Annotated in this window: 12 protein-coding genes; 6 read left to right on the top strand and 6 right to left on the bottom strand. The window is 59.2% G+C overall.

Annotated features, from left to right (window positions below):
* Positions 1-4: 4 nt before the first annotated feature.
* On the bottom strand, positions 5-1,234 hold the full coding sequence (locus IE038_RS10050; RefSeq protein WP_189395552.1) for an MFS transporter: 1,230 nt from the start codon (positions 1,232-1,234) through the stop codon (positions 5-7).
* A 358-nt stretch (positions 1,235-1,592) separates the two neighbouring features.
* Between IE038_RS10050 and IE038_RS10055 the strand changes: the two genes are divergently transcribed.
* Genes IE038_RS10055 through IE038_RS10065 form a run of 3 tightly spaced genes read left to right on the top strand, consistent with a single transcriptional unit; the run spans position 1,593 to position 4,220 of the window.
* Entirely contained in the window at positions 1,593-3,032 is a 1,440-nt protein-coding gene (locus IE038_RS10055) for a cytochrome ubiquinol oxidase subunit I (protein WP_189395553.1), read from the top strand.
* A 3-nt stretch (positions 3,033-3,035) separates the two neighbouring features.
* Entirely contained in the window at positions 3,036-4,043 is a 1,008-nt protein-coding gene (gene cydB, locus IE038_RS10060; RefSeq protein ID WP_163932343.1) for a cytochrome d ubiquinol oxidase subunit II, read from the top strand.
* A 21-nt stretch (positions 4,044-4,064) separates the two neighbouring features.
* Entirely contained in the window at positions 4,065-4,220 is a 156-nt protein-coding gene (locus IE038_RS10065) for a DUF2474 domain-containing protein (protein WP_163932346.1), read from the top strand.
* A gap of 74 nt (positions 4,221-4,294) precedes the next feature.
* Here IE038_RS10065 and IE038_RS10070 read toward each other — a convergent pair whose 3' ends face one another.
* Together IE038_RS10070 and IE038_RS10075 are read right to left on the bottom strand one after the other, a co-directional pair.
* Complete coding sequence (locus tag IE038_RS10070) at positions 4,295-5,419, bottom strand: methyltransferase (protein WP_189395554.1); 1,125 nt, start codon at positions 5,417-5,419, stop codon at positions 4,295-4,297.
* 99 nt (positions 5,420-5,518) lie between these two features.
* The gene (locus IE038_RS10075; protein WP_163932349.1) at positions 5,519-6,223 is read right to left on the bottom strand and encodes an autoinducer binding domain-containing protein; all 705 of its coding nucleotides are present in this window, start codon (positions 6,221-6,223) and stop codon (positions 5,519-5,521) included.
* 220 nt (positions 6,224-6,443) lie between these two features.
* Between IE038_RS10075 and IE038_RS10080 the strand changes: the two genes are divergently transcribed.
* Positions 6,444-7,220 (top strand): ferredoxin--NADP reductase, encoded by a 777-nt coding sequence (locus IE038_RS10080; RefSeq protein ID WP_163932351.1) that lies wholly within the window; start codon positions 6,444-6,446, stop codon positions 7,218-7,220.
* Between the two features lie 58 nt (positions 7,221-7,278).
* Here the strand turns inward: IE038_RS10080 and mscL are convergent, their stop codons facing one another.
* Positions 7,279-7,692: a large-conductance mechanosensitive channel protein MscL gene (mscL, locus tag IE038_RS10085; protein ID WP_189395555.1), complete on the bottom strand. Its 414-nt coding sequence runs from the start codon at positions 7,690-7,692 to the stop codon at positions 7,279-7,281.
* Between the two features lie 176 nt (positions 7,693-7,868).
* Between mscL and radA the strand changes: the two genes are divergently transcribed.
* Complete coding sequence (gene radA / locus IE038_RS10090; protein ID WP_065759279.1) at positions 7,869-9,236, top strand: DNA repair protein RadA; 1,368 nt, start codon at positions 7,869-7,871, stop codon at positions 9,234-9,236.
* A 65-nt stretch (positions 9,237-9,301) separates the two neighbouring features.
* Here the strand turns inward: radA and IE038_RS10095 are convergent, their stop codons facing one another.
* Together IE038_RS10095 and IE038_RS10100 are read right to left on the bottom strand one after the other, a co-directional pair.
* Positions 9,302-10,828, bottom strand: a complete 1,527-nt coding sequence (locus IE038_RS10095) for a nucleobase:cation symporter-2 family protein (protein ID WP_189395556.1) — start codon at positions 10,826-10,828, stop codon at positions 9,302-9,304.
* A 232-nt stretch (positions 10,829-11,060) separates the two neighbouring features.
* On the bottom strand, positions 11,061-11,426 hold the full coding sequence (locus tag IE038_RS10100; RefSeq protein WP_163932355.1) for a PilZ domain-containing protein: 366 nt from the start codon (positions 11,424-11,426) through the stop codon (positions 11,061-11,063).
* 185 nt (positions 11,427-11,611) lie between these two features.
* On the opposite strand from IE038_RS10100, the gene IE038_RS10105 reads away from it, so the two are divergent.
* Positions 11,612-13,678, top strand: a complete 2,067-nt coding sequence (locus IE038_RS10105) for a carbon starvation CstA family protein (RefSeq protein WP_189395557.1) — start codon at positions 11,612-11,614, stop codon at positions 13,676-13,678.
* Positions 13,679-13,688 lie beyond the last annotated feature (10 nt).

Raw genomic sequence — 13,688 nt, forward strand, 5'->3', positions numbered from 1 at the left:
CTGTCTAGCTGCGCTTGGCCGTGTGCAGATGGTCGAGTGTGGCCAGGCTTGGAAACAGTTTTATCCACAGCCCGGTCACCAGCAGCGTTCCAACGCCGCCCATTACTACGGCAGGCACCGTACCAAACCAGTGCGCTGTCAGCCCCGACTCGAACTCGCCGAGCTGGTTTGACGCTCCAATGAACAGGCCATTGACGGCGCTGACCCGTCCGCGCATCTCATCCGGTGTCTCCAGTTGTACGAACGCGCCGCGAATTACCATGCTGATCATGTCGGCGGCACCCAGTACGGCCAACACCGCCAGGGAAAACCAGAACGATGTGGACAGGCCGAACGCGATGGTCGCCACGCCAAATATCCCGACGGCAGTGAACATGATGCGACCGACCTGCCGTTCGACCGGAAAACGTGCCAGCCACAGTGACATCAGCAAGGCGCCAACGGCGGGGGCTGAACGCAACAGGCCCAGGCCCCAGGGGCCGGTGAGCAGAATGTCCTTGGCGAACACGGGCAGCAGTGCCGTGGCGCCGCCCAGCAGCACAGCAAACAGGTCTAAAGAGATGGCACCGAGAATGTCCGGGCGGCTGCGAATGAAGCGGACACCGGCCAGCAGTGTCTCCAGACTGGCGCGGCCCTGCGTCAAGGGGCCTTGCTGTGCGCTTAGACCAAGGCTCAACGCGCAGGCGATCATGTACAGCAGCACGGTTGGCCCATACACCCAGACGCTGCCGAAGGCATAGAGAAAACCACCCAGCGCCGGTGCGACGATGGTCGCCGACTGCATGGCTGAGGCCGAAGCTGCCACCGCACGGGGGAACAGGTGTGCGGGCACCACATTCGGCAGCAGCGCTTGGGTGGCTGGCATTTCAAACGAGCGGGCGCTGCCGAGCAGGAAGGCCAGCAGGAAAATCAGTTCACGGCTGACAGTGCCTGTACTGCTACCGACCACCAGCGTCAGGGCAATCAGTGCCTGAGCGGCCTGGCAGAGGGCGGCGACCCGACGCCGGTCATAGCGGTCGGCGACATGCCCGGTGTGCAGCATGAACAGCACCCGAGGGGCAAACTCAACCAGACCGACCAGGCCGAGGTCGAGCACGCTGCCGGTCAGTTGATAAAGGTGCCAACCAATGGCCACGGTGAGCATTTGGAAGCCGCTGGCGGTGAACACTCGAGCCAGCCAGAAAGCCAGGAAGGGGCGGTGTTGACGCAGCAGTAATGGAGCTTGGGCAGACATGAGCGCAAACGGGCCTGAGCAAGAAGAAGGTGGCCAGCGTAGCACTGCATGTAACAAGAGGTTGCAAGAAAGCCGGAGAGTGGGCGGTTAGCGCACCAAACAAACACCTCGTAAAGGGGGTGAGGCAACCGGTCACGCGGCAATCGACCACACAACCTGCGCGGCCGTTCGGGACTATTCTGTTTTCCATACGTTGATCTGCGTCAATAGTTGCAGATGCAACGAATCGGCCCCGTGGCCGTAAATCCCTACGATTGCTGTTTCCAGAACAACTCCAATGTGTCGCACTCAATAGCCGTGGGGGCAGTTGGCGCAAAGGCATTCGCCGAACGCCAGATTACCTGACAGAGGAAGCACTATGTTCGGTTTGGAGGCACTCGATCTCGCCCGAATCCAGTTCGCGTTTACCGTCTCGTTCCATATCCTGTTCCCGGCCATCACCATTGGTCTGGCGAGCTACCTGGCGGTGCTCGAAGGCCTGTGGCTCAAGACTCACAACAGCGTTTACCGCGACCTGTATCACTTCTGGTCGAAGATCTTCGCCGTGAACTTCGGTATGGGCGTGGTATCCGGTCTGGTCATGGCGTACCAGTTCGGCACTAACTGGAGCCGTTTCTCCGATTTCGCCGGGGCCGTCACAGGGCCGTTGCTGACCTACGAGGTACTGACCGCCTTCTTCCTCGAAGCCGGTTTCCTTGGCGTGATGCTGTTCGGCTGGAACCGCGTAGGCCGTGGCCTGCACTTTTTCTCCACGCTCATGGTCGCCCTTGGCACCTTGGTCTCGACCTTCTGGATCCTTGCCTCGAACAGTTGGATGCAGACCCCTCAGGGTTACGAAATCATTGATGGTCGAGTGATCCCGGTGGACTGGCTGGCTGTTATCTTCAACCCGTCCTTCCCCTACCGTCTGGCGCATATGGCGACTGCAGCATTCGTCGCTACGGCGTTTTTTGTCGGTGCTTCGGCGGCCTGGCATCTACTGCGTGGGCGCGACAACCCGGCGATCCGCAAGATGCTCTCGATGGCCATGTGGATGGCCTTGATCGTCGCGCCGGTTCAGGCGGTCATCGGCGACTTCCATGGGCTGAACACCCTTAAGCACCAGCCAGTGAAAATCGCTGCCATTGAGGGGCACTGGGAAAACGTCGGAGACGAGCCGACCCCGCTGATTCTGTTCGGCATCCCCGACATGAAAGCCGAGACCACCCATTTCAAACTGGAAATCCCGGCACTGGGTAGCCTGATCCTGACTCACAGCCTGGATAAGCAGGTCCCGGCAATGAAGGAATTCGCCCCTGAAGATCGGCCTAATTCGACCGTGGTCTTCTGGTCGTTCCGGATCATGGTCGGCCTCGGCATGCTGATGATCGCAGTCGGTTTGTGGAGTGTTTGGTTGCGCCTGCGTGGTCGCCTCTACAACTCGCGACCTTTCCTTTACCTGACCCTGTGGATGGGGCCGTCTGGTCTGATCGCCGTCCTTGCCGGCTGGTTTACCACTGAGGTCGGTCGTCAGCCGTGGGTGGTCTATGGCCTGATGCGGACCGCCGATGGTGCTTCAAATCATAGTTACACCCAGTTGGGCGTGACACTGGTGATGTTCGTGGTGGTGTATTTCACGCTGTTCGGCGCGGGGTTGGGCTACATGATGCGCCTGGTGCGCAAGGGGCCGAAAACTGACGAAGGCAAGGAAGTCAGCTCCGGCGGTCCTGGCCAGCAACGCACTCCGGCACGGCCGCTGTCTGCTGCCGGTGACGATAACCACGACGGCGAAAGCCTCAGCCTGAACAAGGGGAACTGAATCATGGGTATTGATCTACCGCTGATCTGGGCCGTGATCATCATCTTCGGGATCATGATGTACGTGGTCATGGATGGTTTCGACCTGGGGATCGGCATGCTCTTCCCCTTCATTAAGGATGACCGTGACCGCGACGTGATGATGAACACCGTCGCGCCGGTCTGGGACGGTAACGAGACCTGGTTGGTGCTGGGCGGTGCAGCGCTGTTCGGCGCTTTCCCGCTTGCCTATGCGGTGGTGCTGTCAGCGCTGTACCTGCCGTTGATGCTGATGCTGGTGGGGCTGATCTTCCGTGGCGTGGCGTTCGAGTTCCGTTTCAAGGCCAAGGCTGACAAACGTCATATCTGGGACAAGGCGTTCATTGGTGGCTCGCTTGCGGCCACCTTTTTCCAGGGTGTCGCATTGGGTGCCTTTATCGAAGGCTTCAAGGTGGTCGACCGTTCCTATGCCGGTGGTAGCCTGGATTGGCTGAGTCCCTTCAGTCTGTTCTGTGGCGTGGGCTTGGTAGTCGCCTACACCTTGCTGGGGTGTACCTGGCTGATCATGAAAACCGAAGGCAAGCTGCAGGAGCAGATGCACAATCTGGCGCGGCCGTTGGCGCTGGTGCTGTTAGCCGTGACCGGCATTGTCAGCCTCTGGACGCCGCTTGCGCATCCGGACATCGCCACGCGCTGGTTCAGCCTGCCGAATCTGTTCTGGTTCCTGCCCGTACCGATCCTGGTGCTGGTGACCCTGTATGGCCTGCTCAAGGCCGTGGCGCGTAATGCCCACTACACCCCGTTCCTGCTGACCCTGGTGTTGATCTTCCTGGGCTACAGCGGGCTGGGAATCAGCCTGTGGCCGAACATCATCCCGCCGTCGATCTCTATCTGGGATGCTGCTGCACCGCCGCAAAGCCAGGGTTTCATGCTGGTCGGCACGTTGTTCATCATCCCGTTCATTCTGGGTTACACCTTCTGGAGCTACTACGTGTTCCGCGGCAAGGTGACCCACGAAGACGGCTACCACTAGGGTTGGAACGGAGGGTGTGAAATGGCTGTTAAAGAGACTGTCGACGCCGAAAACAAACCGCTCTGGCAACGCTTGGGGTGGTTGGCGGTGATCTGGACGGGCAGCGTCGTGACCTTGGGGATATTCGCCTGGCTGATGCGCCTGTTCATGAGCGCTGCTGGCCTGAGCACCCACTAGGCAAACTCCCATCCGCCTTGCGGCGGACTCTCACCCTTCGTAGCCGCTTGCTACGAAGGGTTTTTTTTGCCCGTTCACTTACGTGCTTTCAGCACCACGAACTTGGGATTGGCCCCGACCTGTTCGACACCACGGAACAGTCGCGCCAGTTTGCTGTGATAGCCCAAGTGGCGATTGCCGACGATGTACAGCGCGCCGCCCGGGACCAGCGCTTCACGTGCCTGCTGGAACATGCGCCAGGCCAGAAAGTCGCCAACCACTTGCTGTTGATGGAACGGCGGGTTGCACAGCACTACGTCCAGCGAGCGCTCGGGTTGGCTGGCCAGGCCATCGTCGGCGCGTACTTCCACGTCACGTTCGCCCAGCGCCGCTTGCCAGTTCTCGCGGGCCGACTGAACCGCCATATAGGACTCGTCGACCAGTGTGTACTGTGCCTGCGGGTTAGCCAGCGCACTGACGATGGCCAGCACACCGTTACCGCAGCCGAGGTCTGCGACCCGCGCCTGCCCGAGGTTTTTGGGCAGGTAGGGGAGGAAGGCCCGTGTGCCGATGTCCAAGCCTTCACGGCAGAATACGTTGGCATGGTTGAGCAGGTTCAGCGCCGGTTCATCCAGGCGATAGTGGGTTGGGTAGGGTGATGTGAAAGGGGCTTTGTGTTCTGCCGTGGCGATCAGCAAACGTGCCTTCTTGCGGCCCAGTGAGGCCTGCACCGGGCCGATGTATTTCTCCAGCAAATCGCCTGCGGCACGTGGCAGGTGCTTGATCATTGCCCCGGCGACGACCTGAGCGCCGGGCGCCAGATGCCCCTGCAGACGAATCAACTGCTCCTCAAGCAATGCCAGGGTTTTTGGAACGCGCACCAATACTCGCTCGAACGGGCCTTGCCAGGTGGCACTGGCCGGGACGAAGGTGACACTGTCGAAGGGTTGACCGTTGCGTGGCAGGTTCTTTTCCAGGCCGAGTCTTGCCAGGTATGAGTCGCCACTGCTGACCACCTGTACATGACGGCTCAAACTGATGGCCAAGGCACCAAAGCTGTCATTCAGTACCAGCACCCGAGTACTGCTTGGCAGTGCCTGTTCAGCCAGATGTTCGAGCAGGTACTCATCGGCGGCATCGAAGGCTTGTAGGGGATCGTTGGCTTGTTCAGGTTGGCGGATCAGGTCAAGTTCGGCAAAAGGGTTGATCAGCAAGGGCATGGCATAAGGCTCTGGGACATCGGCGGCCATCGCGGCGAGCGAGGGCAAGTTGGCGACGATTCTACAGGGTTTATACCGTACTGACTGACGCTTGGCGTTTCAGAGCAGGCCACTCATGGCGGCGCGAACAACCGCACTGGTCTTGTTGCTGGTGTTCATCTTGGCCATGACGCTACGGATATGGAAATTAACAGTGCTTTCAGACAGGTCCAGAATGCACGCGATGTCGGCCGCTGTCTTGCCCTCGGCGGACCACTTGAGTACTTCGATTTCCCGGGCGGACAATTGATAGGTCACGCGTTTTTGCGGGTGTATACGCTCCACTATCAGGGTGTGTATCAGGTTACATAGCCATAGGGTCTGGCAGTTTTTTTCAAGGTATTCGGCCGGCGTTATAGGGCCGTTAGCACGGAGCACGCTAAGCATGCTCTGATTGCCGCGAACGTCGTGTATTGCCTGGCTCCAGCCGAAACGCAGACCAAAGGACTGCGCTTCCTCCCAGTACTGGGGCGTCTCGGCAAAGGTGTCGCCATTCCAGAGGATGGGTTGCAGCGATTGCTGGCAGTGGATTGCGATCGGGTCAATCCTCACGTAATCGCCCTGCTGGTAGCGGGTGTTCCACTCGCCGGGAAAGTTGTTCAGGAGTATGTACTGAGGGGATTGGGTCGCAACGTGCCGGCGTATCGTGAACCCCATGAAATCCATGCCTAGTTGCTTGGCCAGGGACAGTGCAATGTCAAATAGCTGCTGTTCGTTGTGCTCGTCGAGCAGCTGTTGCATCTGCTCCGGGTTCCAATAGGGCATGGCAAGTCACCTCCTTTTGTTGGATCCACACTCCATGTGTTTTGGATTGTAGGAAAAGTCCGAGTGTTTGCTTGGGTTATTTTGCGATAGCAGACAAACGGAACGCTTACCAAGCGCGCTGCGCCGGTGGCCGTTCATTGGGCTATGGCACCACCAATCGTCGGTGTTTATGCGGCGCATTTTGCGAGACACTGGTTTCAATCGACTAGTGGAGCAGGTCATGACTGCCAGCGAGGAGAAGTTCACGCGTCAAACGCTGCTGGATGTTCAGCCGCTGACCTCCAGCCTGTTCAGCTTGCGGATTACGCGGGACCAGGGGTTTCGCTTCCGTGCCGGGCAATTTGCGCGCCTGGGCGTGACTCGTGCTGACGGCAGTGTGGTCTGGCGTGCCTACTCGATGGTTAGCGCCCCCCATGACGATTACCTGGATTTCTTTTCCATTGTGGTTCCGGGAGGGGAGTTCACGAGTGAACTCAGCCGTTTGCGTCAGGGTGACAGCCTGCTGATTGATCGACAGGCATTCGGGTTTCTGACCCTGGACCGTTTCGTTGGTGGCCGTGACCTGTGGTTGTTGGCAACCGGCACGGGTATCGCTCCCTTTCTATCGATTCTGCAGGATTTTGAAGTATGGGAGCGGTTTGAACGCATCAAGTTGGTGTATTCGGTGCGTGAAGCCCGGGAGCTGGCTTATCAGCCGCTGATTGCGGGCCTTGAACAGCGTGATTACCTGGCTGAGTACGCGGGGGCGTTGCAGTTCATTCCCATCGTTACCCGCGAGCAACACCCGGGTGCACTAAACGGGCGTATCACTCGATTGATCGAGAATGGCGAACTGGAGCGTGTTGCGGGTCTAGCGCTGACCCCTGAACATTCGCGGGTGATGATCTGCGGTAACCCGCAGATGATTGACGACACCCGGGCATTGCTCAAGCAGCGCGACATGCACTTGAGCCTGAGCCGCCGGCCGGGTCAGGTTGCAGTGGAAAACTACTGGTAGCAGACATGACGCGATGGCGCCCTCGGACGCCATCGCTGTGTTGCTCAGGGCTGGTTGCTCAGGGCTTGTTGCTCTGGCTCTTGAGCAGGTCACGAATCTCAGTCAGCAGCTCTTCTTCCTTGGTGGGGACGGGGGGGGCGCTGGGGGCAACGGCTTCTTCGCGCTTCAGCCGATTGATTACCTTCACGCCGATAAAAATAGCGAAGGCAACGATGATGAAGTCGATGATGGTCTGGATGAATTTCCCGTAGGCCATGACCACTGCCGGCACATCGCCTTCGGCGGCTTTCAGGGTAACTACCAGGTCGCTGAAGTCCACCCCGCCAATCAGCAGCCCGATGGGCGGCATTACGACATCGCCGACAAAAGATGAAACGATTTTGCCGAAAGCTGCGCCGATAATGATACCGACCGCCATGTCGACCACGTTGCCCTTGACCGCAAAGGCTTTGAATTCACTGAGCACGCCCATGGTTTATTCCCTGTAACAGATGAGATTGGTGAACGCAGTGTAATTCAGCTATGCAAGTCATGCTTAACGCTGCGGTTACAGACGGTGGTTATATCGAAAGGTTTTGTCTGCCCACGTTAGCCCCATGGGCTTGCCTGCTCGGCTATCATGGCGGTTTTTTCCAGGAGACCGCTCCCATGGCCAAGGCCAAGCGCATGTACGGCTGCACCGAGTGTGGCGCGACCTTTCCGAAATGGGCCGGGCAATGCGGTGAATGCGGCGCCTGGAATACCCTGGTCGAAACCGTGTTGGAAAGTGGCGCAGCCGCAGCGCCCAGCGGACGCAGTGGCTGGGCCGGTCAGCAGGCCCAGATCAAGACCCTTGCTGAAGTCAGCGTCGAAGAAATCCCGCGTTTTACGACAGCCAGTGTCGAGCTCGACCGTGTGCTGGGTGGCGGGCTGGTGGACGGTTCTGTGGTGTTGATCGGCGGTGACCCGGGGATTGGCAAGTCAACCATCCTGCTTCAAACCCTCTGCAACATTGCCACTCGTCTACCGGCGCTCTATGTCACCGGCGAGGAGTCGCAGCAGCAGGTGGCCATGCGTGCGCGCCGCCTGGGTTTGCCGCAGGACCAGTTGCGGGTCATGACTGAAACCTGCATTGAGAACATCATCGCCACTGCCCGGGCGGAAAAGCCCAAGGTGATGGTCATCGACTCCATCCAGACCATCTTCACCGAACAGTTGCAGTCAGCCCCTGGCGGTGTCTCACAGGTGCGTGAAAGTGCGGCCTTGTTGGTGCGTTATGCGAAACAGAGCGGTACGGCCATTTTCCTCGTCGGTCACGTGACCAAGGAGGGGGCCTTGGCCGGGCCGCGTGTTCTGGAGCACATGGTCGATACCGTGCTGTATTTCGAAGGTGAGTCCGATGGGCGCTTGCGCTTGCTGCGGGCGGTGAAGAACCGCTTTGGTGCAGTCAATGAACTGGGCGTGTTCGGCATGACCGACCGTGGTCTCAAGGAGGTCTCCAACCCATCGGCCATCTTCCTCACCCGCGCTCAGGAGGAGGTTCCCGGCAGTGTGGTCATGGCAACTTGGGAGGGCACCCGGCCGATGCTGGTGGAGGTGCAGGCGCTGGTTGACGACAGCCACCTGGCCAATCCTCGGCGCGTGACGCTTGGCCTGGATCAGAACCGGCTGGCGATGCTCCTGGCGGTGCTGCATCGTCACGGTGGCATTCCGACCCATGACCAGGATGTGTTCCTCAACGTGGTCGGTGGCGTGAAAGTGCTGGAAACCGCTTCCGACCTCGCCCTGTTGGCGGCGGTGATGTCCAGCCTGCGCAATCGACCATTGTCCCAGGACCTGCTGGTGTTTGGTGAGATTGGCCTGTCGGGCGAAGTCCGCCCGGTGCCCAGTGGGCAGGAGCGCCTCAAGGAAGCGGCCAAACATGGCTTCAAGCGCGCCATCGTTCCCAAGGGTAATGCCCCCAAGGAAGCGCCTGCCGGCTTGCAGGTGATTGCGGTCACGCGCCTTGAGCAGGCGCTGGATGCGTTGTTCGAGTAACGCGTATACACCTGTAAATGAAAAGGGCCGACGATTCCTCGTCGGCCCGAGCGGGGCTCAGTGCATCAGTGTTCAGCTGCGGCGGTTCGTCGTTCGGACGGCGCGCCATGACCATGGTCGTGTTCACTGATGACCGGGATTTCCTTGCCGTCTGCATCGAACAGCTTGCCGTCCTCGAAGTAATCACCGTCGCGCAGGGCGGAAATGTCCGAGTAATTGATCGTGCGTTCGTAAGCGGCAGCAAACACCGACTGCTGATCCGAGTTGCCGGTGGTGAAGTGGTTGAACGTAAGGTTCAGAAGAATCGCCATGATCGCCGCCGAGCTGATGCCGGAGTGGAAGATGGTTTCAAACCAGCTAGGGAAATGATCGTAGAAGGTTGGCGCTGCGATCGGGATCATGCCGAAGCCCAGCGAGGCGGCGACGATGATCAGGTTCATGTTGTTGCGGTAGTCCACTTTCGACAGCGTGCGAATACCGCTGGCAGCAACGGTGCCGAACAATACGATACCGGCACCGCCCAGCACTGAGGTCGGTACTGCGGCAATGACACGGCCCATGATCGGCAGCAGCCCCAGCACTACCAGGATCACCCCACCGGTTGCCACGACGTAGCGGCTTTTCACGCCCGTCACAGCCACCAGGCCGACGTTCTGGGCGAAGGCGCTCTGGGTGAAGGAGCCGAAGATGGGCGCCAGGATGCTCGACGCCATGTCGGCACGCAGGCCATTGCCCAGGCGCTTGGAGTCCACCTTGGTGTCGATGATCTCACCGACCGCGAGAATATCCGCCGAGGTTTCGACCAGGGTCACCATGATCACAATGCACATCGACAGAATCGCGGCGATGTGGAAGGTCGGCATGCCGAAGTGGAACGGTTCCGGGAACGCCACCAGCGGTCCATCGAGCACTCTGGAGAAATCCGCCATGCCCAGTGACCAGGCAATCAGGGTGCCAATGACCATGGCCAGCAGGATCGACAGGCGAGAGATCGCTGCGCTACCGAGTTTGCTGAGTACCAGCACGATGCCGAAGGTCAGGGCTGCCAGGCCAATGTTGGCCATGCTGCCAAACTCTGGCGATTTGCTGTTGCCACCCATGACCCAGCGCGCAGCCACGGGCATCAGCGTCAGGCCGATGGTGGTGATGACGATGCCGGTGACCAGCGGTGGGAAGAACTTGGTAATACGTGAGAATACGGGGGTGATCAGAAAGCCGATCAGCGATGCCGCCATGACCGCACCTAATACGCCGGGCAGGCCGCCACCGCCTTCACTGCTGAGAATGGCTCCCATGGTTGCAACACCAGCGAAAGACACGCCTTGTACCAGTGGCAACTGGCAGCCAAAGAACGGCAGGCCGAGCGTTTGTAGCAATGTTGCAAGACCACCTGCGAACAAGGAGGCCGCAATCAGCAAGCCGATATCAGCCGGTCCCAACCCGGCGGCCTGGCCGAGAATCAAGGGAACCGCAACGATGCCGCCGTACATGGTCAATACGTGTTGCAGGCCGTAAGCCAGGTTGGCCCCGAGGCCCAGGTTTTCGTCTTCGGGACGTTGCGCTGAAGACGTGCTAGCGGAGGACGTATTCATGAGGAGCAGGGTCTCTGTTTTATTGTTGTGGGCATACTGTAGACAACAAGTGGCAATCATTACCAGCATAATTGTATACAATTTTTAGATAGCCCAAGCGGCAGCCTTGCACGCAATCGCTGTGCCATATTCGTATTCAAATGGTATGCAGGGTTTTTGGCGGACGCGCAGGCGAGGCCTTTAAGCGATCGCTAAAGGCTCGGGAGGGAATTGGGTAGCAGGCTAAACGTTCCTAAACTTCGATCAGTTGCCGCAGTTCGCGTTCAAGTTCTTCGGGGTTGGCCAGGTTCAGTTCGATCAGCCGGCGCAGGTGCGAAATGGAGTCCAGGTCAATGAACTGGCAGACGAAGCCCATCTGGTTGCCTTCCTCGTGACGCAATTCCACGTGCATCCTTACTTCGTCATGCTCGTTGAGGTGTATCGAGGCATCGAAGCCCTGCAGCGCATCGCCCTGCCAGCCCTCCGGGCATTCGATCAACAAGCCCTTGAGTGACAGATCCAACAGTTTCACGGGCCATCGTTGATCACCCTGCACCAGCTCGGTGCGGGCATCGAAGGGAACGCGTTTGAACAGTCGACGCTCGTGATGGTCACTCATGGCCAAGCCCTCCGGGGTTCGCAGACAACTATAGTCCAGTGCTTGTCAGGTACGCGGGTTAGGTGCATAAAAGAGCCATGAGTTTCCTGCTCGGGAGGCTCTAGAACCTAGCAAGTATGGCAATGTGCGATGACTCGCCCTAGACTCGTCGGGCAGTCTTTCAATCCACTAGCTGGAAGCTAATCATGAACAACAATAATAGCCTGCTGCGCCACTTGCCGTGGCTGGCGCTGGCAATCATCGGAGCCTGTGCGCTGGGTGTGGTTGCCCTGCGTCGCGGTGAAGCCATCAATGCCTTGTGGATTGTAGTCGCCGCGGTGGCTATCTACCTGGTTGCCTACCGTTACTACAGCCTGTTCATCGCCACCAAGGTGATGCAGCTCGACTCGCGTCGGGCTACACCGGCAGTACTCAATAACGATGGTCTGGACTACGTTCCGACCAACAAGCACATCTTGTTCGGCCACCACTTTGCCGCGATTGCCGGGGCAGGGCCGTTGGTCGGGCCGGTTCTGGCTGCGCAGATGGGCTACTTGCCCGGTACGCTCTGGCTGATTGCCGGTGTAGTGCTGGCAGGTGCGGTGCAGGACTTCATGGTGCTGTTCCTGTCCACCCGTCGCAACGGCCGTTCGCTGGGTGACATGGTTCGTGAAGAGATGGGCCGGATTCCAGGCACCATTGCCCTGTTCGGCTGCTTCCTGATCATGATCATCATCCTTGCGGTGCTGGCGCTCATCGTAGTCAAGGCCCTGGCCGAAAGCCCATGGGGCATGTTCACGGTGATGGCAACCATCCCGATCGCGATGTTCATGGGCGTTTACATGCGCTACATCCGCCCAGGGCGTATTGGCGAAATCTCGCTGATGGGCGTTGTCTTGCTGTTGCTGTCGATCTGGCTGGGCGGGCAGGTTGCTGCCGATCCGACCTGGTCCAAGGTCTTCACCTTCACCGGTGTGCAAATCACCTGGTTGTTGGTGGGTTATGGCTTTGTGGCTGCCGTGCTGCCTGTCTGGCTGGTGCTGGCACCCCGTGACTACCTCTCGACGTTCCTCAAGATCGGCACCATCGTGGGCCTGGCGATCGGCATTCTGGTCATTGCGCCTGAGCTGAAAATGCCCGCGCTGACCCAGTTCACCGACGGTACCGGCCCTGTCTGGAAAGGTACTCTGTTCCCGTTCCTGTTTATCACCATCGCGTGTGGTGCGGTATCGGGCTTCCATGCTCTGATCTCCTCGGGCACTACGCCGAAGCTGCTCGACAATGAAACCAACGCCCGCTACATCGGTTATGGCGGCATGCTGATGGAATCGTTCGTTGCCATCATGGCCATGGTCGCTGCTTCGGTGATCGAGCCAGGTGTCTATTTTGCGATGAACAGCCCGCCTGCCGTCGTCGGTAGCGATGTGGTCGCGGTGGCGCAGACGGTCAGCAACTGGGGTTTTGCCATCACGCCAGATGTACTTGAGGGCGTGGCCAAGGACATCGGTGAACACACCATCCTGGCTCGTGCGGGGGGCGCACCAACCCTGGCAGTCGGTATTGCGCAGATCCTGCACCAGGTGCTGCCGGGTGAGAACACCATGGCTTTCTGGTACCACTTCGCGATCCTGTTTGAGGCGCTGTTCATCCTCACGGCGGTAGATGCCGGTACCCGTGCCGGACGCTTCATGTTGCAGGATCTGTTGGGTTCCTTCATCCCGGCGCTGAAACGCACCGAGTCGTGGACTGCCAACCTGCTGGCAACGGCCGGTTGTGTGGCCATGTGGGGCTATCTGCTGTACCAAGGCGTGATTGATCCGTTGGGTGGTATCAACACCCTGTGGCCGCTGTTCGGCATCTCCAACCAGATGCTGGCGGGCATCGCGCTGATGCTGGGTACGGTGGTGTTGATCAAGATGAAACGCCAGCGTTACATCTGGGTCACCCTGTTGCCTGCCGTCTGGCTGCTGATCTGTACCACCACCGCCGGTTTCATCAAGCTGTTCGATCCGAGCCCGGCAGTCGGTTTCCTGGCGCTGGCCGACAAGTACAGCACTGCACTGGATGCCGGTCAGGTGCTGGCACCGGCCAAGGACATCAACCAGATGCAACACGTTATCTTCAACGCCTACACCAACGCGGCGTTGACCGGCCTGTTCCTGTTCGTGGTGTTCAGTATCCTGTTCTTCGCGCTGAAGGTCGGTATCTCCGCCCTTGGCAAGAAAGAGCGCAGCGATAAGGAAACCCCGTTCCAGGCAGTACCGGACGCGTAAATACTGAGGA

The organism is Pseudomonas laurentiana (assembly GCF_014648275.1).
Taxonomy (GTDB): Bacteria; Pseudomonadota; Gammaproteobacteria; order Pseudomonadales; family Pseudomonadaceae; genus Aquipseudomonas; species Aquipseudomonas laurentiana.